The sequence below is a fragment of the Dietzia kunjamensis genome, assembly GCF_045689975.1.
Taxonomy (GTDB): Bacteria; Actinomycetota; Actinomycetes; order Mycobacteriales; family Mycobacteriaceae; genus Dietzia; species Dietzia kunjamensis.
Genome location: NZ_CP143297.1, coordinates 3,208,771 through 3,229,249, shown reverse-complemented (window position 1 = coordinate 3,229,249; position 20,479 = coordinate 3,208,771). Strand labels below are relative to the sequence as shown.

Below are 20,479 nucleotides of genomic sequence, written 5' to 3'. Positions count from 1 at the left end.
GAGCTGGACCGTTCGAGACTCGATTGCGAGGACTGTGACCGAGTAGTTGTGGAGCTCGGCAACGAGGCGGGTTAGGGGCGCGGATCCAGGGGTTCCACGTCGAGAACTTCCACAGCATCCGACGCGTCCGTGCGGCCGGCGGTGTCGCCTGAGGCCCCCGCACCGAGGGGCTGTACTCAACTGAGGCGGCGGGCCAACTGCGTAATGTTCGTGACCTCGAGGTCCGGGCTGACGAAATGCGCCGGGTACGTGCCGTTGGCCCGGTTGATCCACGCCGTTGCCATGCCGATCCGGTGGGCGCCGTCGATGTCCCAGGGATGGACGGCCACGAGCATGGCGTCCGAGGGGGCGACAGCGCACTGTTCGAGTGCGAACTCGTAGGCGGGGGCGGCTGGTTTCCACGCGCCGGCGGAGTCGACTGACAAGAGCATGTCGAAATCGCGTCGTACACCGGCTGACGTGAGCAGCTTCTCGGCGACCTGTGTCGAACCGTTGCTGAGGGTGATCAACCGGATCCCCAGCTCCGTCAACGCCGTGACGCCGTCGGCGACATCCGGATGGGGGTCGAGTCCGACGAACCCGCTCATGATGTGCTCGATCGCCTCGTCGAGAGGCCGGTCAAGCTCCACCTCCGACAGCATGACCTGCAGGAGCCCGGTCCCGATGTCAGCGAACGGGCGAGCGGCACCTGCGGCGGTGAGGGCGAAGCCGTCGCGCAGGAGGTCGGCGAACCACAGGGGATACATGGAGCCGGGTGCCCCGACGTCGGAGAACCGGGCCGACATGGCCGTGGTGTCGGACAGGGTGTCACGACTGGAAATCGGGAGCGGCGGGGACGTCGAGATTGGTGGCTAGGGTGGGCGCATGGACGCCGACATCAACTTCTACTTCGACCCGGTCTGCCCCTTCGCCTGGATGACCAGCAAGTGGGTGCGCCAGGTGCAGGCGCAGCGCGACTACACGGTCGACTGGCGGTTCATCTCGTTGCGCCTGGTCAACGCCGAGGTCGACTACGACGCGCACTTCCCCCCTGAGTACGAGGCCGGCCACACCGCCGGGCTGCGGCTCCTGAGAGTGGCGGCTCGGGCGCGAGCCGAGCACGGCCGGGAGGCGATGGCGCCGCTGTACGCCGCCTTCGGGGCGCGCATCTTCGACACCGCTCCGGACGCCGGCGACGACCGCAGCGAAGGCGACGAGCGTGAGCGGCGCGGCACGAGCGAGTTCGCCAGGCTGGTCCTCGCCGACGCTGGCCTGCCGCTCGAACTCGCGGACGCCGTCGACGATGAGTCGTGGGACGCCGAGATCCGCCGGGAGACCGACGAGGCGCTCTCGCTGACGGGCAAGGACGTGGGCACGCCCATCATCCACTTCGAGCCACCGACCGGCGTCGCCTTCTTCGGACCCGTGATCAGCCGGCTGCCACACGAGGACTCGGCGGCCGAGCTCTGGGACCACGTGGTGGGGCTCGCCCGCTTCCCGGGTTTCGCCGAGCTCAAGCGCAGCCTGCGCGAGAAGCCGCAGCTCGCCGCGTTCGGAGTCGACGCGGACACGGTCGGCACGCAGGAGGACTGGCACGGCGGAAGCCGTCGGCAGAAGAAGTGAGGATGGCCGTTCGCGCCAAAGCGGCGGAACTGGCGGAGATACTCGCCTGATGGCTATCGATCCCCGCGGAAGAGACCTCAAGCGCTACCTCGCCGACGACCCCGGCGGCCCGGTGGTGATGCTGAACCTGCTCCGGTTCGCCGATGGCGGGCGTGAGGACTACGCGAAGTACGCCGCGGCGCTGAACGAGACCTTCCTTCCCCGCTATGGCGCCGAGGTGCTCTACGCCGGTGACGGTTCCACAGCCCTGGTCGCCGAGACCGGCCAGGACTGGGATGCCGTTCTGCTGGTCCGGTACCCCAGCCGCGCCGCGTTCAGCGAGATGGTCGCCGACCCCGAATATCAGACCGTCACGGCACTGCGTACCAGCGCGTTGCAGGAAGCGGTGCTTCAGGCCACGACCCCCTGGGCCTGACCCCGACCCCGTAGGCACGTCGAATCCGACGCGCATGCCCGAGTGCGATCGCGCGCAGAATGCGGGACGCCGGGGCTACTGCTGGGCTCGTCGTCGTCGACCTGCGATGGCGTGGAGCACCAACGCGAGCATCACCGTCGCGCAGCAGATCACACCCACGCCGAACGCCATGGTGATGCCCTCGTCGGTCGAGTACGCGGAGTCGGAGGGGTGCGCGGCGAGGACGGCGGCCGACAGGGCCGCGCCGACCGCACCACCGACCGTGCGCAGCACCTGGTTGAAGCTCACCGCGCTGCCGAGCTGGTCCACCGCCACGCTGCGGGCGATGAGCGCGGGCATCGCGGCGTAACCCGAGCCGATCCCGGTGCCGAAGAGGAACATGCCGATCGCCAGCGTCCAGAAGTCGCCGTGCCGCAACCACAACAGCACCGACGCCACCGTCATCACGGCCGCGCCGACGGGCAGGAACACCGCCATGTCGTAGCGGCGGGACAGGGCACGGACCGTGCGGTTGGCCACGAGGCTGCCCACCGACAGTGGCGCCATCATGAAGCCCGCCCACATCAGCGGCACGGCCAGACCGAAACCGGTGTCGGCGGGTGCCTGCGCCACGAGGCTCGCGATGGACAACCCGATGTACATCGCGGTGCCCAGGCCGATCGCGGTGGCGTTGGCCAGCAGGACCTCCGGCCGGCGGACCACGCGGAGGTTGACCAGGGGATGCAGGGTGCGGATGCTGTGCACGATCCAGAAGAGCAGCGTGTTCAGCGCGACCACGAGGACGACGAGCGCCGTCGCGGACCCCCAACCCCAGGTCTGCCCCTCGGAGATCCACAGGAGCAGCGCGGCCAGCCCGCCGCCCAGCAGTAGAGCCCCGCCGATGTCGAACGGCGTGCGGGGCGCGAGCGGATCGGGGCCCGCGGGGATGAAGCGCCAGACGCCGAACGCCGCGGTGGCCACGAACAGCGCCGCGAAGGCGAACGCGGCCCGCAGGTCGAACGTCGCCGCGAGGATGCCGGTGAGCGGGTAACCCAGTCCCATCCCCACCGACACCGTGACCGAGAGGGTCGAGATGGTGGGCTGCGATGCGGTGTAGGTGAGGTGTCGGCGCGCCAGGGCGATGGTGATGGGCACCGTGCCGTAGAGCAGTCCCTGTAGTGCGCGGCCGACGAGGAAGACGGTGAAGTTCGGCGCGACGGTGGCGATGATCGAGCCGAGGAAGATCACACCGAGGCTGGTCAGCAGCAGTTTCCGGGTATGGGGGCCGTCGGCGAGGCGGCCCATGATCGGGGTCGCGACCGCGCCGACGAGCAGGTTGGCCGTGAGCATCCACTGCGCCGTGCTCACGGGGATGCCGAACTCCGCGGAGACCGACGGCACCAGCAGCATGCCGAGGGAACTGACGATCGAGCTGGTCAGGGCGGCGTAGACCAGGGCCTGGACGAACCAGCGGGGCGCCGGGCGCCGGTGAGGGGTCATCGGGGGTCCTCGGAGTCGAGGCGGCGGAGCAGGGGGACCGCGGCCGCGAGTCGGTCGCGCTCGGCGTCATCGAGGTGGTCGCCGATCGCGTGGGCCAGCCAGTCCTGGCCCGCGGCGCGCTCGGTGCGGAGCTGTTCGCACCCGTCTGCGGTGATGGTGACGAGGGTGCGTCGGCCGTCGGCGGGGTCCGGGCTGCGGGAGACGAGTCCGAGATTCTGTAGTTCGCGGACGGCGTTGGCGACCGCCTGGTGGCTGATCCGCTCGAGGCCCGCCAGGTCGGTCGCGGCCAGGGGTCCGCGCCGCTCCAGGTGGGACAGGATCCCGACCTTGCCCATCGACAACGTCCGGTGGGAGTTGAACCGTCGCCACAGGGGGCGCAGCGCGTGGCGGAGGTCGTCGGCCAGGGCGGCGATGTCGGGCGACGGGGCAGGGGGCGGGTCTGCGGGTGGTCCAGCGGGCGGGTCGGTGGGTGTCACTCCGGCGATTCTACAACCGGATTGCGCAATCTGCTTGCGTAAGGGTGGGGTGGGCGGTGGAGTGCATCGACAAGGGCGTTCCGCACACCTGCCTCTCGGCGAATGTGTGCGGAACCGTCTTGTCGACGCCGGGCCCGGCGGGCCGGGCCCCCGGAGCAGTCGGCCTCAGTAGGTCCCGCAGTTGCTGGGCGCCGGGACGCCGCGCACGCGGTCATCGAGATACCGCAGGGTGCCCTCCAGGCCGGTGAGCATGGGTGCGGCGTGACCGATCACCAGGCCGGGTGCGACTGGGGGCATCGGGTCGATGACCATCTCCACGGTGACGCCCTGCGCGCACCAGTCGCGACCGAGCTGCTGGGACTGGTGGCCGGGGACGACGTCGTCGTTTACGGGCGAGAGGACGCGCACGGGAGTGGCGGGGGCGAGCCGGCCGATCCGCTGACGCTCGAGGAATTCCATGAGTACCGGCTCGGAGCGCACGATGTCGCTGGCCGGCCGGCCCGAGACCGTGTAGGCGGTGGTGCGCTGCTGGAAGAACTGGACTGCGGTCTCGCCGATGCACTGGTCGGCGGTGGTGGCGAGCATGGCCCGGCCCCGGTCGTTGAAGTACGGGTCGATCAGCGGACCCATCTCCGGGTAGGCGTCGAGCAGGCTGTTGAGGGAGTAGCCGATCACGCCGGCGATCGCGGTGCCGTCGACCTGCTCGAGGGTGGCCAGCAGGTCGGCCGGGGGCGAGCCCGCGGCGGTGCCGACGAGGTTGACCTCCGGCGCGTACTGCGGGTGCAGTTCGGCGGCCGCGGCGACGGCGCCGCCGCCCTGGGAGTAACCGGTGAAGACCGTGCGGGCGTCTGGGGCGATGTCGGCGCCCGGCACCGACGCCGCGACGCGCGCGAGGTCGAGCACGGCACGCGCCTGGGACGCGCGATTGATGTACGAGTGCAGGCCCGGCGTGCCGAGGCCCTCGTAGTCGGTCATCGCGACGGCGTACCCGCGGGCGAGCAGGGCGTAGGCCTGGATGAGTTCGTACCCGAACCCGACGCCCGGCGGGTCGGTGCGGACGGTGGCGAGGTTCTGGAACGTCTTGGACGGTGCGCAGTGGTCGGCCTGGCCCTGAGTGCCCGGCGCGACGACGGCCAGCGGACGCGACCCGGGCCCGGTCCACGGTGCGCGCGGCTGCAGGTAGGCGCCGGTGACCGCGATCGCCTCACCGCGCGACCCGACGGAGGTGTACATGATGCGCTGCGCGTCCGTGGACAGCGGCCCCGCGCCGTCGGAGATCGGCTCGGCGCCGGGGATCGGTGGGATCGCTCCGGCCAGCGGGAACGGTTCGGTCTTGATGAGCTCGCCGGAGGCTGCGGGCAGGTCCGTCGGCGGCTGGTAGAAGGTGGGTGCCGGGTCGTTGGACGACCCCTGGGCGCCTGCGGCGGGGGCGACCAGGGCCCCTCCGGCGACTGCGGTGGCGATGGTGGCGGCGAATGCGGCTGCGCGCATCGCGGTTCGACGAAGTGGCACGGTCCCCCCGGACTGTTTGTGTTCTGGATCACGAAGTTGAGCAGAGTCTAAGTGAATGCTGTGTGCGGCAGGCACTCCGGTCGTGCGTCGCGGTCAGCGCGGTTGGTCAGCGCGGCCGGGTGGCGGCCGGGTGGCGGCGAGAATCGCGTCGACTGTCAGGCGTGCATGCCCACGGTGAACCACCGGGTCGCCTCGTCGACGATGTCGTCGATGCTCGCGCTGGTCTCGGCCTGGAGCCAGGCGGTGATGAGTTCGCCCTGGCCGCCCACCAGGAGGCGGGCGCTGATCTCGTCCCGGGGAGTGGGCAGGGCGCGGTCCCCGAACAGTGTCCGGGCCTGGGTCACGACGAGGGCTGCGAAATCGTGGTACAGCTCGTGGCGGCGCTGCCGGAGGGTACCTGCGGGATCCCATGCGGCTGTGGGACAAGCGCTATCACCGGTACGGTCCGGTCTCGTGGTTCCGAGCGTTCGGGACGAGGATCGTCGCGCTGCTTGGGCCGGAGGCGTCGGGAGTGGTCCTCCAGAACCGGGACAAGGCGTTCGCCAACGGTGAGGCGTGGCAGTTCCTCATCGGGCCGTTCTTCGACCGTGGTCTGATGCTCCTGGACTTCGACGCGCACATGGCCCACCGCCGCCTCATGCAGGAGGCGTTCACCTCCGACCGCCTCGCCAGGTACGCGGCCGCGATCGACCCGGCGGTCCGCACCGCCGTCGAGCAGTGGCAGCCGGGGGAGCGCGTGGAGGTCTATCCCCGGCTCAAACAGTTGACGCTGAACCTCGCGGTGGAGGTATTCATGGGCGGCGCCCCCGGCGCCAGCCAGGCGCGCCTCGATCAGGTCAACGCCGCGTTCATCGACTGTGTCCAGGCGGCGACCGCTCTCGTGCGGTATCCCGTGCCGGGCGGGCGTTGGCACCGCGGCCTGGTCGGTCGACGCCGAGTGGAGGAGTTCCTCCGCGAGTACCTGCCGGCAAGGCGGGCGGGCGACGGCGACGATCTGCTCTCCGTGCTGTGCCGGGTGGAGGTCGACGGCGAGCGCTTCAGCGACGACGACGTCATCAACCACATGATCTTCCTGTTCATGGCCGCGCACGACACGTCGACGATCACCATCTCGACGATGATGCAGTACCTGGGCCAACATCCGGAGTGGCAGCAGCGGTGCCGCGAGGAGTCCCTGGCGATTCCGGGCGACACGATCAGCTACGAGCAGCTCTCGCGGTTGCGGTCGCTGGACCTGGTGATGAAGGAGTCGCTGCGCCTGGTGTCGCCGGTGCCCACGATCGCGCGCACGGCCGTCAAGGACACCGAGGTGCTGGGGCACTTCATCCCGGCGGGGACGATGGTGGCGATCGCTTCCTACTTCACCCACCACCTCGAGCAGTACTGGCCCGATCCGGAGGCCTTCGACCCCGGCCGGTTCTCCGAGGAGCGCCGGGAGGACAAGGTCCACCGCCAGGCGTGGCGGCCGTTCAGCGGCGGCGTGCACAAGTGCATCGGCATGCACTTCGCCGGCGCCGAGGTCTCACTCGTGCTGCATCACCTGCTGCGCACCTTCGAGTGGCACGTCGACCCGGACTACACGGCCCCGATGGACATGAAGTCGCTGCCGTTCCCGAAGGACGGGCAGCCGATCCGTCTGGTGCGGCGGGCCGGAAATTCAGAGAACTCACAGCCGCAGGGGTGGCGAAAGGTGTCGTATCAACTTAGTCTATGGTGTACCTCACATCCCGCATGTGGGACAACACGGAAGGGTGATCATCATGGCTGCTCACACGACCCACGCTCCCGAGCCGGTGGCCTCCACGGACGGCGCGCCGGCCAGGAGGAGGAAGGCGATCCCGATCATCCAGAGCCGCATCGGCGCCCCGGTCGCCTTCGTCGGTCTGGCGATCGCCCTGCTCAGCTTGTACCTGCCGTGGGTGTCCGGCGGCGGGCAGTCGCTCTCCGGCCTCGTGCTGCCCGAGGTGTTGGGGCTCAGGGAGATCACCCCGGTGAACTTCCTCGGCCTGGTGGCGCTGTCCTTCCTCACCGTGGTCACGCTCGTGGCGCGGCTCGGCATCTTCGCGATCCTCAACGCCGTGACGGCGGCGCTGGTCCTCATCGCCCACCTCGCGTTCATGTGGGTGCTCTACGGCTCCACGGGGACGGCGGACCCGATCCTGTCGGGGCTGTCCGCCGAGGCATCGGTCGCCTATGGGCCGTACGTCGCCATCGTCGGATTCGTACTGGTGATCGTCGGTTCCGCGGCGGCCGCCGTGTCGGCCGAGTACCTGCTGCCCGACCGTGCGGAGGCGAGGCACCGCGACCGCGACTGATGGGCGCACCGTTCACGCCCCGGCGTGTTCGTGCTCGTCCCCCTCGCGATCGTCGTCGCCGCGGCGCCGGACGGTGACCCACCGCGCGGCGAAGATCGCGAGGGCGACACCTGCGGTCAGGGCGATGGTCAGCGGATCCGACCCCGCTTTGAGGGCGACGAAGGGGACCAGTACGGCCAGGTCGAGCACTATGGCGACGCACGGGATCCACACGGTGGCGTCGACCTCGTCCCGGAGTCGCCGGATGACGCCCAGGTGGATGGCGATGTCCATCGTCAGGTAGAGGATCGCGCCGAGGGCCGCAATCCTGGACAGGTCGAAGAAGGCGGCCATGAGGATCGCCAGGCCCGCGGTGATGTAGAGCGACTGGTGGTGGCGAGGATCCCGGCGATGGCCAGCGCGGCGATCCCGCCGATCTTGACCGCGGCGGTGATCATGGCCGAGCGTTCCACCAGTCGGTTGCCCACCAGGTTCACGGCTACGGCGGAGGCGATGGCGAGAACGGCGAGGACCGGCACCCATATGCCCGGGTCACTGACGTCGAAGGCGCGCAGGAGGTAGGTGCCGAAGGTCCTGCCGGGCTCACGACTCGTCGCGGCTCTCCTTCGTCTTCCGGTCGTTGGCCTTGCGCAGTGCCTCCACGAGCTCGTCCTTGGTCATGTCGGAGCGGCCCTCGATGTCGAGCCGCTGTGCCTGCTCGTAGAGGTGGTCCTTGCTGGCGTTGGCGTCCACCCCACCCTTCGACTCTCCGGAGGGGTTCGGCCCGCCGCTCTCCGAGCGTGAATCCGAGGGCCCCTTGCCGTCCTTGGGCTCCCAGTGGTCGCCCACCTTCTCGTGCGTGTGCTTGACGGCGCTCCAGGCGGTCCGCGCGACACGGGACTCGTCGCTGTACTCCTCCTCCGCCGAGTCGTAGGCCTTGGCGAAGGTGTCCTTGGCCTTCTGGTCGCTGCGCTGCAGCGTCGAGGGCAGCTCGCTGTCCTTCGCGTTCCCGTCGCTGTCTGTCTTCGGCATGACATTTCCTTCCAGATCGACATCGGAAGTGGCGCTGTCCCGACCATAAACAGCAGGGGCCGGATTGGAAACCGGTGCCGGGGGTCGGAGCGCTCGTCGGGAAACGCGATCCGACCTTGCGGCACTTACCCTAGGGGGGTACCGTATGCGGCATGGCCGAGCACGGATACACCCCGCACAAGGAGGACCACCTCAAGCGGCTGCGCCGCATCGAGGGTCAGGCCCGCGGGCTGCAACGGATGGTCGAGGAGGACAAGTACTGCATCGACATCCTCACGCAGGTCTCCGCCATGACCCGGGCCCTGCAGTCCGTCTCGCTGAGCCTGCTCTCCGAGCACCTCGGGCACTGCGTCGCCGGCGCCATCGAGAACGGCAGCCCGGAGGAAGCCGAGGCCAAGCTCGCCGAGGCCAACGCCGCCATCGCCCGCCTGGTCAGGTCCTGATCACCGCGCCGACCGATCGCGGGCCCCGACAGTCACCGCACACCCACCACCCGAACGAGGAGAACACCATGTCCGCCACTGCCACCTACACCGTCTCCGGCATGACCTGCGGCCACTGCGTCGCCTCCGTGACGGAGGAGGTCTCGGAGATCTCGGGAGTCACCGAGGTCGAAGTCGATCTGGAGTCGGGTCGCCTCGTCGTCGTCTCCTCCGACCCGGTCGATCCCGCGGCGGTCCGCGCCGCCGTGGACGAGGCCGGGTACACAGTCACAGCGCAGGAGTGAGCACCCCATGACCACCACCGACAGCCGGGACACGGCGCCCTCCGCCGGGACCACCTTCGTCGAATTGCAGATCGAGGGCATGACCTGCGCGTCGTGCGCCAACCGGATCGAGCGCAAACTCAACAAACTCGACGACGTCTCCGCCGAGGTCAACTACGCCACAGAGAAGGCCCGCGTCCGTATCCCCGAGGGCCTGCAGCCGCAGCTACTGCTCGACACCGTCGAGCAGGCCGGGTACCACGCACAATTGCCGCGGCCCCGGAACACTCAGCCCCGCACGTCCGCGCCCGGCGGGGGCGACGCGTCCGGTGCCGCGGCCGACGCCGGGCAGTCGACCGGCCACGCCGGCAACGCCACCGACGACACCGCCGCGCCCGACCGGGTCGACGAGCTGCGCCAGCGTGTCATCATCTCCGCCGTCCTGTCGATCCCCGTGATCGCGATGGCCATGGTCCCAGCGCTGCAATTCACCAACTGGCAGTGGCTGTCGCTGACGCTGGCCGCCCCGGTCATCGTGTGGGGCGCGTGGCCGTTCCACCGCGCCGCCGCGATCAACCTGCGCCACGGTGCGTTCACCATGGACACGCTCGTGTCCCTGGGCACGTCCGCGGCGTTCCTCTGGTCGCTGTACGCCCTGTTCTTCGGCCACGCGGGCATGCCCGGGATGACCCACGGGTTCGAGTTCAGCCTCTCGCCCAGTGACGGCGCCGGCGACATCTACCTCGAGGCCGCGGCCGGGGTGACCACGTTCATCCTGCTGGGCCGCTACTTCGAGGCGCGGTCCAAGCGCACGGCGGGCGCCGCATTGCGATCACTGCTCGAGCTGGGCGCCAAGGACGTCGCCGTGCTTCGCGGGGGTGTTGATGGCGGGCGTGTGGAGACCCGCATCCCGGTGGAGGATCTGCAGGTCGGTGACGATTTCGTCGTCCGCCCCGGCGAGAAGATCGCCACCGATGGCGAGATCGTCGACGGTGCCTCCGCGGTCGACACCTCGATGGTCACCGGCGAGTCCGTGCCCGCCGAGGTCGGTCCCGGCGACGCCGTGGTGGGCGGCACCGTCAACGCCAGCGGCCGCCTGACCGTGCGCGCCACCCGCGTCGGTTCCGACACCCAGCTCGCCCAGATGGCGCAGATGGTGGAGGACGCCCAGTCCGGCAAGGCCGCCGCGCAGCGCCTCGCCGACCGCATCTCCGGGATCTTCGTCCCCGTCGTGCTGGTGCTGGCCGTGGCGACGTTCGCCTTCTGGATGCTCACCGGCGGCGGCGCCGCCCTGGCGTTCACCGCGGCCGTCGCGGTGCTCATCATCGCCTGCCCGTGTGCGCTCGGCCTGGCCACGCCGATGGCGCTGATGGTCGGCACCGGCCGCGGCGCGCAGCTGGGCATCCTCATCAAGGGCCCCGAGGTCCTGGAGTCCACCCGCAAGGTCGACACGATCGTCCTGGACAAGACCGGCACCGTCACCACCGGTCAGCACGCGTTGGTCTCTACGACTGTCGCGGCCGGTGAGGATCGCGCCGAGGTGCTGCGCCGCGCCGGGGCCGTGGAGGACGCCTCCGAGCACCCCATCGCCCGCGCCATCGCCGCCGGTGCGCGCGAGGAGGTCGGCGACCTGCCGGGCGTGGCGGACTTCACCAACCATGAGGGTCTGGGGGTGTCGGGGCGCGTGGCCGCTGGTCCCGGGCGCGCGGCCGCGGAAGCCGCTGTCGATGGTTCCTCCGGGGCCGACGACGACGAGGTGGTCGTCGTGGGCCGTCCCGCCCTACTGGCTGAGCGGAACATGCCGCTGTCGCAGGAGCTCGAGACGGCCCTGGCCGAGGCCGCCCGGGCTGGTCAGACCGCTGTCGCGGTGGGCTGGGGCGGGAAGGCCCGCGGGGTCCTCGTGGTGGCCGACCAGATCAAGGACTCCTCCGCCGAGGCCATCGAGAAGTTCCGCGAGCTCGGGCTCACCCCGATCCTGCTCACCGGGGACAACGCCGCGGTGGCCGCCTCGGTGGCCGCCGAGGTCGGCATCGATCCCGGCCCCCAGACGGTGATCTCCGAAGTCATGCCCGCCGACAAGGTCGATGTGGTCCGTCGGCTGCAGGCAGAGGGGCGCGTGGTGGCGATGGTCGGCGACGGTGTCAATGACGCGGCTGCCCTGGCCACCGCCGACCTGGGCCTCGCGATCGGTACCGGTACCGACGCTGCGATCGAGGCCTCCGACCTCACGCTGGTCCGCGGCGATCTACGCTCGGCGGCCGACGCGATCCGGCTCTCGCGGAGCACGCTCGGCACCATCCGGGGCAACCTGTTCTGGGCGTTCGCCTACAACGTCGCGGCGCTCCCGCTGGCCGCGGCGGGGCTGCTCAACCCGATGATCGCGGGCGCCGCGATGGCGTTCTCCTCGGTGTTCGTGGTGGCCAACAGCCTGCGGCTGCGGAGGTTCCGCGCGACCGTCTGACCGCCACCCTTCCCCAGATCCGCTACTCCGAATCGGCATCCGCTAGTCTAATTGGGCTCGCCGATCCCGATTCGGAGTAGCCGATTTCGCGGCTGGGGGCGGCCGGGGTGCGTCGGCGACCGGCTGCACCGTCGGGTGTCGCGTGGTTCGCTGGAGTTATGAGCTCTCACACGACCCCCGCGAGCGACAGCCGGGCGAGCGGTAACCCCGCTAGCCGTGGCCGAGCGACAGGCCCCGGGCCCGCCGGTGTGCCGGGCGGGCCCGCCGACGCCGGCGGACCCGGTGAGCTGGGCGCCCCCACCGGCTGGGCGCTGCCCATCATCACCCTGCTGGGGGCCGCCGCCGCGATCGTGGCCGCGTTCATCGGCAGCGGAGCGCTGGGCGGCACCCCGATCGCCGAGGCTGCCGGCGGCGTCCTGTCCGCCGACGCGACCCCGGTGGCTCCCGCCGGGTCGGCGTTCAGCATCTGGAGCGTGATCTACCTTGGACTCGCCGCGTACGCGATCTGGCAGCTGACCCCGGTGGCCCGCCGCTCGACCCGGCAAGCGGCGCTGCGGCCGTGGGCGCTGGCCTCGGTGTTGTTCAACGCCGCGTGGATCTGGTCCGTGCAACTGGGGGTGATCCTCGGCTCGGTGATCGTGATCGTGCTGCTGCTGGCGGTGCTCATCCGCATCATGTTCATTCTCGGCGCGCCGCGCATCGGCGGGGTGGTCGAGACCGTGGTCACTGACGGCACGTTCGGCCTGTATCTGGGCTGGGTGTCGGTGGCGTTCTTCGCCAACACGTACGCGTGGCTCGCGAGCGCCGGCGTCGAGGTGGTGACCGAGGTGCCGTTCGGGATCGTCGGCATCGTCGTGGCCGCGGCTGTCGGCGTGGCGACCGCGCTCATCAGTGGCGGGCGCATCCCGCCGGCGCTGGCGACGGCCTGGGGACTGGCGTGGGTCGCGTACGGCCGCACCTCGGGCGAGCACGAATCGGCCGCGCTGGTGTGGACGGCGTCGATCGCGTCGGTCGTGGTGGTCGTGGTCGCACTCGTCCGGAGACTCACGGTCGGCAAGCGGCAGCCACGTCGTGCTGCCGAGGTCGGGCGCACGGCTTAGCGGGCCGCCGGGCCTAGCTTGGTCCGGGCGTCAGCCCGCCAGCGCCGCGGAGCGCACGGCCCAGTAGGCGGCGCCCGCGACTGCGCCGATCACCATGGCCGGGCCGAATGCGATGCCGCTCTTGGCCCCCACCCGACCCGCCGCCAGCAGCACGAGCGCGACAATGGCGTTGATGACGAACGCCGCCAGGGTTCCGGCGAGCACGGCGGGCCAGCCGAGCCAGCCGAGGAACGCCCCGAGCACGCCGGAGAGCTTGACGTCGCCCAGGCCTAGACCGGACGGGTTGATGAGCGCCAACACGAAATAGAACGCGAGCAGTGCGGCCGCGGCGGCGGCGGCCCGGCCGAACGAGCCCCAGACGCCGAACATCGCGGCCGTGACGGCCAGCCCGCCGAACACGACGGGGTACAGGGGCAGGACGATCTTGTCGGGGAGTCGGAAGACCGCGAGGTCGATCGCGATCAGCAGCGAGCCCCCCACGGCCAGGGCGGCGAACGTCACCAGGTCGGCCCAGCCCAGGGCCAGGTACGCGGCTCCGAAGCCGCCGGCCGCCGCCAGCACGACATGCAGGCCACTGCGCAACCACCGGGAATCGGACTCGGCGAGGGAGCGCATCCACCGTCCGAGCACCGCCGCAACCCCACCGGATACGACGGCCGAGGCCACGGCGATCACGAAGAGCATGTCAGGAGAACGCCTCCATCATGTTGATCGCGGTGGGTCCGAGCAGCACGATGAACAGTACGGGCAGGATGCACGTCAGGAGCGGGAAGATCACCTTGACGGGCACCTGCTGGGCCTTCTCCTCCGCGCGCTGGCGGCGCTTGAGCCGCATCTCGGCGGCCTGGGTGCGCAGGACGTCGGCCACGGAGATGCCGTAGGCGTCGGCCTGGATGATCGCGCGGACGAACCGCCGCAGGTCGGGCACGTCCGTCCGCAGCGCCAGCGACTCGTAGGCGTTGCGCCGCAGCTGGCCCACCTGGATCTCCTGCAGTGTTCGCACGAGTTCTTGGGCGAGCGGGCCGGTGCCGTTGCGGCCGGCGCGTGCCATGGCGGCGTCAAAACCGAGGCCCGCTTCCACCGCGATGGTCATCTGGTCGAGGGTGTCGGCCAGTTCGAGCTGGATCTCGTCGTTGCGCTCCTGGCTGCGGCTGCTCAGGAGCAGTTCGGGCAGGAAGTAGCAGACCGCCGCCGTGCCCAGGACAAGGAGCAGGAGGAGCGGCTCAGGGTTGGCTCGCAACAGCATGAGGCCCAGCAGGATCACGACGAGCGGCAGGACGATCTTGGCCACCACCAGCCGCGGGAGTGACCAGCCCTTGGGTCTGCCGGCGCGGACGGTCAACCTCTCGAGCCTGCGGATGGTGCCGGTCGGCGTCAGTCGGCGGGCGAACTCGTACAGGCGACTGCGGGAGTCGTCGTCGTCGACTCCGGTGAGGTCGACGGGCGCGGCGTACCCCTCGTCGATTCCGCGGCGGAGGTTGGCGACGGTGCGAGCGCGGACGGTGTCGCGGCCGGCGAATACCGCGAAGGCCAGGATGAACATGGATGCGGTGAGGACGAACACGGCCACCGCGGCGGGCAGTGAACTCACGCGGGGCTCCTTTCGCGGGTCGAGGGGGAGGGGGCGGTGTGGCAGCCCCGAGGGAGGGGCCGACCCTGTCAGAACTTGATGCGGACGACCTTGCTCAACCAGATGCCGCCGATGGTGAGCATCACCACTCCGGCCGCGATCATCCCCCAGCCGAGCGGACTCTGGGTGAGCACGCCGATGTAGGACGGGTTGGAGACGAAGAGGAATCCGCCGATGCCGAACGGCAGCGCCATGAGGACGTAGGCGGACAGTTTGCCCTCGGCGGCCAGCGCCGCGACCTGCCGGCGGATCTGGTTGCGCTCGCGGATGGTGTGGCCCACGGCATCGAGGACCTCGGCCAGGTTGCCGCCGACTTCGCGGTTAATCGCGATGGCCTGGGTGACCCACACGAAGTCCTGGCTGCCCATCCGGTTGGCGGTCTCCTCCAAGGCGGAGCCGAGGTCGCGGCCGACGCGGGTCTCGTTGATGATCCGCGCGAACTCTTCAGACGTGGGCTCTTCCGCCTCGCGCGCGACCGAGGCCAGCGCCTGCAGCATGGAGTGTCCAGCGCGCAGGCTGCTGGACATGAGCTGGAGGGAGTCGTCGAGTTGGTCGGCGAACTTGGCGCGACGGCGAGCGGCGAGGATCTGGAGCAGGGCGTAGGCACCCGCGGGAGCGAGAAGTGCCAGGAACGCGCCCATCAGCGGCCCGACGAGGATGAGGCCGAGGGCGAACGCGACGATCGAGGCGACGACGACGAGGAAGACGTAGTCCTGGAGCCCCATGCGGACTCCGGCGCGTTCGAGCTGGCCGGCTCCGGTGGTTCCGCGGCGGCGCAGGAGCGAGTCGATCGCCTCGGTGGCGGCAGTGGCCGCGCGGCTGATCGGTCCGGGGCCTTCCGCCATGCCGGGCCGTCGGCGTTCCCGGGGAATCCGCCCCGGCGCGGGGGAGAGGATGAGGTAGCCGCCCGTGAGCAGCGCGAGTGTGAGGGCCGCGATCGCGAACCCCGCGGGGGACAGCAACGTCTGGCTCATCGGATGGATCCAGGGTTCTCGGTGGTCGCGCCGAATACGCGCGGCGACAAGGTGATGCCGAGTTCGTTGAACCGGTCGGTGAACCGCGGGCGCACGCCGGTGGCGAGGGGCTTGCCGAGGAACTTGCCGTCGGGGCCGAGGCCAGCGGAGTAGTCGAAGAGGAAGGCGTCCTGCAGGGTGACGGTCTGCCCCTCCATGCCCTGGACCTCCGTGACAGCCGTGACACGGCGGGTGCCGTCTCGGAGCCGGGTGAGCTGGATGATCACGTCGACAGCTGAGGCGATCTGCTCGCGGATGGCGCGAAGGGGCAGGTCCATGCCGGCCATGAGGACGAGGGTCTCCAGTCGGGCGATGGCGTCACGTGGCGAATTGGAGTGGACGGTGGAGAGTGACCCGTCGTGGCCGGTGTTCATGGCCTGGAGCATGTCGAGGGTCTCTCCGCCGCGGACCTCACCCACGACGATACGATCGGGCCGCATACGCAGGGAGTTGCGCACCAGCTCTCGGATGGTGATCTCGCCGCGACCTTCGATGTTGGCCGGGCGCGACTCGAGACGGACCACGTGATCCTGCTGGAGCTGCAGCTCCACGGCGTCCTCGATGGTGACGATCCGCTCGCCCTCGGGGATGTAGGAGGACAGGACGTTGAGCAGGGTGGTCTTGCCGGAGCCGGTACCGCCGGAGACGATGATGTTGAGCCGTGCCTCCACGCAGGCCTGCAGCAGTTCGGACATTTCGGGGGTGAGAGTGCCGAACCGGATGAGGTCGTGCACCTTGAACGGATCTTTTGAGAACTTCCGGATGGTCAGCGAGGAGCCGTTGACGGCCAGCGGCGGGATGACGGCGTTGACGCGCGAGCCGTCGGCGAGTCGGGCGTCGACCAGCGGGGACGACTCGTCCACGCGGCGGCCGATGCGGGAGACGATCCGCTCGATGACCTGCCGAAGGTGTTCCTCCGAGGCGAACCTGGACGGATGGCGGGTGAGCTGGCCTGCCCGCTCGACGAAGATCATGTCGGGGCCGTTGACCATGATCTCGGTGATCTCCGGGTCGTCGAGGAGCTTCTCCAGCGGGCCGTGACCCAGCACGTCGGCCTGCACGTCGGTGATGAGGCGCACGCGCTGGTCGCTGGTGAGTGGGACGGTCTCGTCCTCGACGACCTTGTTGAGCTCGCTCCGCACCATCGCGTGGAGCTGCTCCTCGGTGAGCGACGGGTTGTTCAGGCGAGCACCGATGCGCTCGAACAGGGCGTTGGCCGCGCGCTCCTTGAGGGCGACCAACGGGTCGGCGGCGGGATCGTCGGCGGGTGTGCTCCCCGCGGTCTTCGTGGACGGAGTGCTGGTCGCAGTGGCCGACTTCGTCGTCGTCCCCGTCGGGGCGACCACGGTCGGCATTGAGGGCGGCGCGGCGGGGATCGGCGATGCGGCGTCGGACGCGGGCGCGTCGGTGCCGGCGGCTCCCGGGGCGACGCGGGCCGCGCGGAGGCGTTCGGACAGGCTCATGCCTTCACTCGCTTCCTGCGGAGTCGGTGTCGACCACCCTCGGCGGTCAGTACGGCGGTCGCGGTGGGGCGCATGGGTGCCGGGGTGAACCGGTCGACCAGCTTGCGCAGTTGCTTGGCCATCGCGTCGCGGCCGTCGCTCTGCAGCAGGGGCACTCCCTGGTTGACAGACACGGGGACCGCCTTGCTTCGGGGGAAGACCAGGTCGACGCCGGTGCCGATGGTGGCCTCGACGTCGGCCTTGGTGAGCCCGCTGCGGGGGTCGGCGAAGTTCACCACGACGTGTCGCTTCTCGAGGTTCAGTCCCAGGTCGCGCAGGATGTTCAGTTCCTTACGAAGACCGCGAACCCCGGGCACGTCGAGGCTGGTCAGCGTGACCAGTTCGTCGGCTTGGTCGATCGCGGCGAGGGCGTGGTCGTCGAGTCCGGGGGCGGTGTCCACCACGACGTACCGGAATTCCGAGGCCAGGGTCTGCAGGAGTTGGGCCACGTCGGCGGCGGTGATGTCGTCGGCGTCGGCGGGCGAGGTCGGCCCGCACACGGCGTAGAGGCCGGTCTGGTGCTGAGTGAGGAAGGTCTTGAGGACCATGGAGTCCTGGACGGCCGGGCCGCGGACCACGTCGAGGAGGGTGTGTTCGGGGTCCAGGTTGAGGGCGCTGGCTACGTCGCCGAACTGCACGTCGAGGTCAACAATCACTGTGGAGAGTGGGGCTGTCCGGGCGAGGCCCACTGCGAGGTTGGTGGCGACGGTCGTCTTGCCGACTCCACCCTTGGGCGAGACGACGCTGATGACGCGGCCCCGCGTGCTGGCGGTGCCGTTCATTGCGGGGTCGCCCGGCCCCTGAGGTGCGGTCGAGGCGGCGACCTGGGCGGCCCGGCCGAGCACCGCGGCGAGTTCGCCGACCTCGGCTTCGGGGTGCACCACGTCGCACGCGCCGGCCCGGAGTGCGGCCAGGGCGAAAGTGTCGGGGTGTTCGCTCACCAGCACCACGGCCATGCCGGGGCACTCGGTGGCGAGGCGCGACGAGAGCTGCAGAGCCTCGTTGCGGCCGGCGGCGGTGTCGATCACGACGACCTGGGGGATGGCGACGCCCGGCCCGAGCTGCTGGAACAGCTGCGACGGACCGGTCGGTACGGGGCTCCCGGCGATTACCGAGATCGGTTCGCCGGTGGCGGTGGCGACCCTCCCGCGAAGGTCGGCGGAATCGGTGGCGATCAGTATGCGGCTCATCAGTAGAAGTCCCTTGCATCGACCCGGCCGGTGCCGTCCTGCGGAACGGTGGAATCCTCGAGTGACAGCCAGATGCTCCCGTGCTCGACTGAAAATGCGACCGTTTGGGCCTGGTCAGTGGTGAGCGCCATCGTTATCATGGCACCACCCTCTGGGACGGGTGCCGCGTCGGGGTTCTCGATGCCTTCGTTCGGCTGGGTCGCTCCGAGCCCGCCCTGGACGCGGGTGACGAGAATCTTTCGTAGGACGAGGTGAGTCGATCCGTCGTCGAGGGTGACGAACACGCCCACAGTGTCCCCGGGAGTCACGGTGCCGCCGACGACTCGCGGTGCGTCGAGCGGGATGGTCACCTGGTGGTAGCCCTCCGGGACCGGGATGCCTCCGAACCGCTCCAACGACTGCCGGGTGACGAACCGGGCCGCGAGGACCTGCTCGCCGGGCTGCAGATCGGTCGCGGCGACTCGGCCGGCCACTTCGGCGAGCGTCCGGATGGGATCGGGCCCGACCGCTGCCTTGGGCAGTCGCTCGGTGGTCACCGATGCAGCGACCTCTTCGGCGGGCGTCCCCTGGGCGATGGGTGCGGACACAACGAGCACCTCGATGGGGTCCATGTTCTCCATCGCGCGGCTGTCTGCGTTGTTGACGTAGCTGACGAGCAGCACTGCGCCGAGTATCGCGAGTACGCCGGCCGCGATGGCGGAGACGAGACGTCGGTTCATTGGGCTCTCACTAGTCGGGTAGTAGGACGACGGCGGCGGCGCCCAGATCGGGGCCACCCGGTCCGTAGTCGAAGTCGGGGTCTTCTTGGAGCACGGTGGTGAAGTAACCGCTGATGCACCGCTCATTGCCGCGGCAAGGTGGGTTCCAGCTCTGGCCGGAGAAGTGGTATCCGGTCACCGTGAACGCCGCGTAGCCGTACACCATGTACCAGGCGCCTCTTCCCTGGCCGCCCTTCTCATCCGGGTCGGCGTCGTCGAAGATCGGCACGAGGATCGTTCGGTCGCGGATCGTCGAGAGATCGCAGTGCTTCGCCGTATTGCCCGGTTCGCTCTCGGCGGGAGTGCCGATCCGCGTGGTGGCGTTACAGCTCTTCTTGACGTCGGTCTCCAACCAGCCGAAGCCTCCCGGAAGGTACGTGGGGGAGCCGTCCACAGAGTCTGTGCACGTCCCCGCCGGAGTGGTCACGATCACTTGCTCCCGTCCCGAGGGGCGACCGTCCACCGAGTGCTTGTTGAAGTCGCAGAGGGAGAAAATCATCGGCAATGCTGAGGTTCCGCCAGTCGGGGAACCCCAGCCCGCTGTGGCAGAAGTTGCGAGCTCGGTCGAATCCACACCCAGCACCGGAGCGAACCAGTGCTGTCGAACTGCCGAGGTGCGAACGGTGACTCGCCCGGATGCCTCGGTGGGAATCGGGTCGACGTCCGCCACTGCGGCCGCTGAGTTGCTGTTGAGCGTCGCCAGCGATTGCGCAGTCTCGGCCGGCGCACCGCAGTTCTTGCGGGCGCAGTCCTGGGCGATTGCGAGCGCAGCTGCGTCCGCGCCGGTCTGAAGCTGTTGTCTTTCGGCATGGGTCGCCGCTATGTCGAGGGAAATGGCGGCGAAGCCGAGGAGAGGAACGAGGAGGATCGCGATGAACACCGCGATCGCTCCACGATCTTCGTCTAACCGAAGCATCGCATGGTCCCCTTCCCAGTGAGGGTGAAGTCGTCGATGGGAAGGAATCCCGAGACCAGAGAGAACGGGTACTCGATCGTGACCGAGGCGAGCCCGGCGCCGGTCAGCGCCGACGAGCAGCCGGCGGTTGGGGTGACGGTGATGTCGGCGTTGGCGAGGTCGAGGGGACTGGCCGAAGTCTGTACAGCCGCGATCGCGGCGGTGGCACTGTCCTGCAGTGCCATGACCCGGACACCATCGCGTGCAGCATTAGAGAGGGTGGTCTGCACGTGATAGGCGCGACCAAACTCGATAATTCCGAGGACGAGGAGCAAAAGTATCGGCAGTACGAGCGCGAATTCCACTGCTGCTGCTCCGCGGTCACGTGAGGGCGTGAGCATTGCGGCGCCTGAG

General features: G+C 69.8%; 22 protein-coding genes and 1 pseudogene. 8 read left to right on the top strand and 15 right to left on the bottom strand.

Annotated elements, in window-relative coordinates:
- Window positions 1–176 precede the first annotated feature (176 nt).
- The gene (locus VZF99_RS15165; protein ID WP_407335247.1) at window positions 177–785 is read right to left on the bottom strand and encodes a haloacid dehalogenase type II; all 609 of its coding nucleotides are present in this window, start codon (window positions 783–785) and stop codon (window positions 177–179) included.
- 79 nt (window positions 786–864) lie between these two features.
- Between VZF99_RS15165 and VZF99_RS15160 the strand changes: the two genes are divergently transcribed.
- On the top strand, window positions 865–1,602 hold the full coding sequence (locus VZF99_RS15160) for a hypothetical protein (protein ID WP_096906546.1): 738 nt from the start codon (window positions 865–867) through the stop codon (window positions 1,600–1,602).
- 49 nt (window positions 1,603–1,651) lie between these two features.
- Window positions 1,652–2,017 carry a DUF1330 domain-containing protein gene (locus tag VZF99_RS15155; RefSeq protein WP_007633060.1) on the top strand — a complete coding sequence of 122 codons (366 nt, stop codon included), beginning with the start codon at window positions 1,652–1,654 and terminating at the stop codon, window positions 2,015–2,017.
- A gap of 75 nt (window positions 2,018–2,092) precedes the next feature.
- Here the strand turns inward: VZF99_RS15155 and VZF99_RS15150 are convergent, their stop codons facing one another.
- The 4 genes from VZF99_RS15150 to VZF99_RS15135 form a co-directional block, all read right to left on the bottom strand.
- Entirely contained in the window at window positions 2,093–3,496 is a 1,404-nt protein-coding gene (locus VZF99_RS15150; RefSeq protein WP_407335246.1) for an MFS transporter, read from the bottom strand.
- Entirely contained in the window at window positions 3,493–3,972 is a 480-nt protein-coding gene (locus VZF99_RS15145) for a MarR family winged helix-turn-helix transcriptional regulator (protein ID WP_407335245.1), read from the bottom strand. The genes VZF99_RS15150 and VZF99_RS15145 overlap by 4 nt, the downstream gene beginning before the upstream one ends.
- Before the next feature lie 165 nt (window positions 3,973–4,137).
- The gene (locus tag VZF99_RS15140) at window positions 4,138–5,463 is read right to left on the bottom strand and encodes a lipase family protein (RefSeq protein ID WP_407335244.1); all 1,326 of its coding nucleotides are present in this window, start codon (window positions 5,461–5,463) and stop codon (window positions 4,138–4,140) included.
- 176 nt (window positions 5,464–5,639) lie between these two features.
- Window positions 5,640–5,828: a hypothetical protein gene (locus VZF99_RS15135; protein WP_407335243.1), complete on the bottom strand. Its 189-nt coding sequence runs from the start codon at window positions 5,826–5,828 to the stop codon at window positions 5,640–5,642.
- Window positions 5,829–5,836: 8 nt separating this feature from the next.
- On the opposite strand from VZF99_RS15135, the pseudogene VZF99_RS15130 reads away from it, so the two are divergent.
- Window positions 5,837–7,129, top strand: a pseudogene (locus VZF99_RS15130) (cytochrome P450); the annotation flags it as partial.
- A 115-nt stretch (window positions 7,130–7,244) separates the two neighbouring features.
- On the top strand, window positions 7,245–7,799 hold the full coding sequence (locus tag VZF99_RS15125; RefSeq protein ID WP_407335242.1) for a hypothetical protein: 555 nt from the start codon (window positions 7,245–7,247) through the stop codon (window positions 7,797–7,799).
- A gap of 12 nt (window positions 7,800–7,811) precedes the next feature.
- Here VZF99_RS15125 and VZF99_RS15120 read toward each other — a convergent pair whose 3' ends face one another.
- Window positions 7,812–8,132 carry a hypothetical protein gene (locus VZF99_RS15120; protein ID WP_407335241.1) on the bottom strand — a complete coding sequence of 107 codons (321 nt, stop codon included), beginning with the start codon at window positions 8,130–8,132 and terminating at the stop codon, window positions 7,812–7,814.
- Window positions 8,133–8,381: 249 nt separating this feature from the next.
- Complete coding sequence (locus VZF99_RS15115; RefSeq protein WP_120285466.1) at window positions 8,382–8,810, bottom strand: ChaB family protein; 429 nt, start codon at window positions 8,808–8,810, stop codon at window positions 8,382–8,384.
- A 152-nt stretch (window positions 8,811–8,962) separates the two neighbouring features.
- Between VZF99_RS15115 and VZF99_RS15110 the strand changes: the two genes are divergently transcribed.
- The 4 genes from VZF99_RS15110 (at window position 8,963) to VZF99_RS15095 (ending at window position 13,077) form a co-directional block, all read left to right on the top strand.
- Window positions 8,963–9,253 carry a metal-sensitive transcriptional regulator gene (locus VZF99_RS15110; RefSeq protein WP_067718792.1) on the top strand — a complete coding sequence of 97 codons (291 nt, stop codon included), beginning with the start codon at window positions 8,963–8,965 and terminating at the stop codon, window positions 9,251–9,253.
- Between the two features lie 68 nt (window positions 9,254–9,321).
- On the top strand, window positions 9,322–9,537 hold the full coding sequence (locus VZF99_RS15105) for a heavy-metal-associated domain-containing protein (RefSeq protein WP_007633030.1): 216 nt from the start codon (window positions 9,322–9,324) through the stop codon (window positions 9,535–9,537).
- 7 nt (window positions 9,538–9,544) lie between these two features.
- The gene (locus tag VZF99_RS15100) at window positions 9,545–11,977 is read left to right on the top strand and encodes a heavy metal translocating P-type ATPase (protein WP_407335240.1); all 2,433 of its coding nucleotides are present in this window, start codon (window positions 9,545–9,547) and stop codon (window positions 11,975–11,977) included.
- A gap of 158 nt (window positions 11,978–12,135) precedes the next feature.
- A complete protein-coding gene (locus VZF99_RS15095; RefSeq protein WP_407335239.1) occupies window positions 12,136–13,077 on the top strand; it encodes a TspO/MBR family protein in 942 nt (313 codons plus the stop codon).
- Window positions 13,078–13,107: 30 nt separating this feature from the next.
- Here VZF99_RS15095 and VZF99_RS15090 read toward each other — a convergent pair whose 3' ends face one another.
- The 8 genes from VZF99_RS15090 to VZF99_RS15055 all read right to left on the bottom strand — a co-directional run bounded on the left by VZF99_RS15090 (window position 13,108) and on the right by VZF99_RS15055 (window position 20,430).
- Window positions 13,108–13,761: a prepilin peptidase gene (locus VZF99_RS15090; protein ID WP_407335238.1), complete on the bottom strand. Its 654-nt coding sequence runs from the start codon at window positions 13,759–13,761 to the stop codon at window positions 13,108–13,110.
- A gap of 1 nt (window position 13,762) precedes the next feature.
- Complete coding sequence (locus VZF99_RS15085) at window positions 13,763–14,668, bottom strand: type II secretion system F family protein (protein WP_407335237.1); 906 nt, start codon at window positions 14,666–14,668, stop codon at window positions 13,763–13,765.
- 68 nt (window positions 14,669–14,736) lie between these two features.
- On the bottom strand, window positions 14,737–15,681 hold the full coding sequence (locus VZF99_RS15080; RefSeq protein WP_407335236.1) for a type II secretion system F family protein: 945 nt from the start codon (window positions 15,679–15,681) through the stop codon (window positions 14,737–14,739).
- Window positions 15,678–17,183: a CpaF family protein gene (locus VZF99_RS15075; RefSeq protein WP_407335235.1), complete on the bottom strand. Its 1,506-nt coding sequence runs from the start codon at window positions 17,181–17,183 to the stop codon at window positions 15,678–15,680. Before VZF99_RS15075 ends, VZF99_RS15080 begins: the two co-directional genes overlap by 4 nt.
- Entirely contained in the window at window positions 17,180–18,412 is a 1,233-nt protein-coding gene (locus VZF99_RS15070) for a CpaE family protein (RefSeq protein ID WP_407335234.1), read from the bottom strand. Before VZF99_RS15070 ends, VZF99_RS15075 begins: the two co-directional genes overlap by 4 nt.
- Window positions 18,412–19,131: a Flp pilus assembly protein CpaB gene (cpaB, locus tag VZF99_RS15065; protein ID WP_407335233.1), complete on the bottom strand. Its 720-nt coding sequence runs from the start codon at window positions 19,129–19,131 to the stop codon at window positions 18,412–18,414. The genes VZF99_RS15070 and cpaB overlap by 1 nt, the downstream gene beginning before the upstream one ends.
- 10 nt (window positions 19,132–19,141) lie before the next feature.
- Entirely contained in the window at window positions 19,142–20,050 is a 909-nt protein-coding gene (locus tag VZF99_RS15060) for a pilus assembly protein TadG-related protein (protein ID WP_407335232.1), read from the bottom strand.
- A 23-nt stretch (window positions 20,051–20,073) separates the two neighbouring features.
- Entirely contained in the window at window positions 20,074–20,430 is a 357-nt protein-coding gene (locus tag VZF99_RS15055; protein ID WP_407335231.1) for a TadE/TadG family type IV pilus assembly protein, read from the bottom strand.
- Between the last annotated feature and the right edge of the window lie 49 nt (window positions 20,431–20,479).

Bases quoted from the DNA above. Each gene is read 5' to 3' on its own strand.
- VZF99_RS15120 (WP_407335241.1), bottom strand. From the start codon at position 8,132: ATGGCCGCCTTCTTCGACCTGTCCAGGATTGCGGCCCTCGGCGCGATC.
- VZF99_RS15160 (WP_096906546.1), top strand. From the start codon at position 865: ATGGACGCCGACATCAACTTCTACTTCGACCCGGTCTGCCCCTTCGCC.
- VZF99_RS15090 (WP_407335238.1), bottom strand. From the start codon at position 13,761: ATGCTCTTCGTGATCGCCGTGGCCTCGGCCGTCGTATCCGGTGGGGTT.
- VZF99_RS15150 (WP_407335246.1), bottom strand. From the start codon at position 3,496: ATGACCCCTCACCGGCGCCCGGCGCCCCGCTGGTTCGTCCAGGCCCTG.
- VZF99_RS15100 (WP_407335240.1), top strand. From the start codon at position 9,545: ATGACCACCACCGACAGCCGGGACACGGCGCCCTCCGCCGGGACCACC.
- VZF99_RS15075 (WP_407335235.1), bottom strand. From the start codon at position 17,183: ATGAGCCTGTCCGAACGCCTCCGCGCGGCCCGCGTCGCCCCGGGAGCC.
- VZF99_RS15125 (WP_407335242.1), top strand. From the start codon at position 7,245: ATGGCTGCTCACACGACCCACGCTCCCGAGCCGGTGGCCTCCACGGAC.
- VZF99_RS15115 (WP_120285466.1), bottom strand. From the start codon at position 8,810: ATGCCGAAGACAGACAGCGACGGGAACGCGAAGGACAGCGAGCTGCCC.
- VZF99_RS15155 (WP_007633060.1), top strand. From the start codon at position 1,652: ATGGCTATCGATCCCCGCGGAAGAGACCTCAAGCGCTACCTCGCCGAC.
- VZF99_RS15080 (WP_407335236.1), bottom strand. From the start codon at position 15,681: ATGAGCCAGACGTTGCTGTCCCCCGCGGGGTTCGCGATCGCGGCCCTC.
- VZF99_RS15110 (WP_067718792.1), top strand. From the start codon at position 8,963: ATGGCCGAGCACGGATACACCCCGCACAAGGAGGACCACCTCAAGCGG.
- VZF99_RS15095 (WP_407335239.1), top strand. From the start codon at position 12,136: ATGAGCTCTCACACGACCCCCGCGAGCGACAGCCGGGCGAGCGGTAAC.
- cpaB (WP_407335233.1), bottom strand. From the start codon at position 19,131: ATGAACCGACGTCTCGTCTCCGCCATCGCGGCCGGCGTACTCGCGATA.
- VZF99_RS15070 (WP_407335234.1), bottom strand. From the start codon at position 18,412: ATGAGCCGCATACTGATCGCCACCGATTCCGCCGACCTTCGCGGGAGG.
- VZF99_RS15140 (WP_407335244.1), bottom strand. From the start codon at position 5,463: ATGCGCGCAGCCGCATTCGCCGCCACCATCGCCACCGCAGTCGCCGGA.
- VZF99_RS15105 (WP_007633030.1), top strand. From the start codon at position 9,322: ATGTCCGCCACTGCCACCTACACCGTCTCCGGCATGACCTGCGGCCAC.
- VZF99_RS15165 (WP_407335247.1), bottom strand. From the start codon at position 785: ATGTCGGCCCGGTTCTCCGACGTCGGGGCACCCGGCTCCATGTATCCC.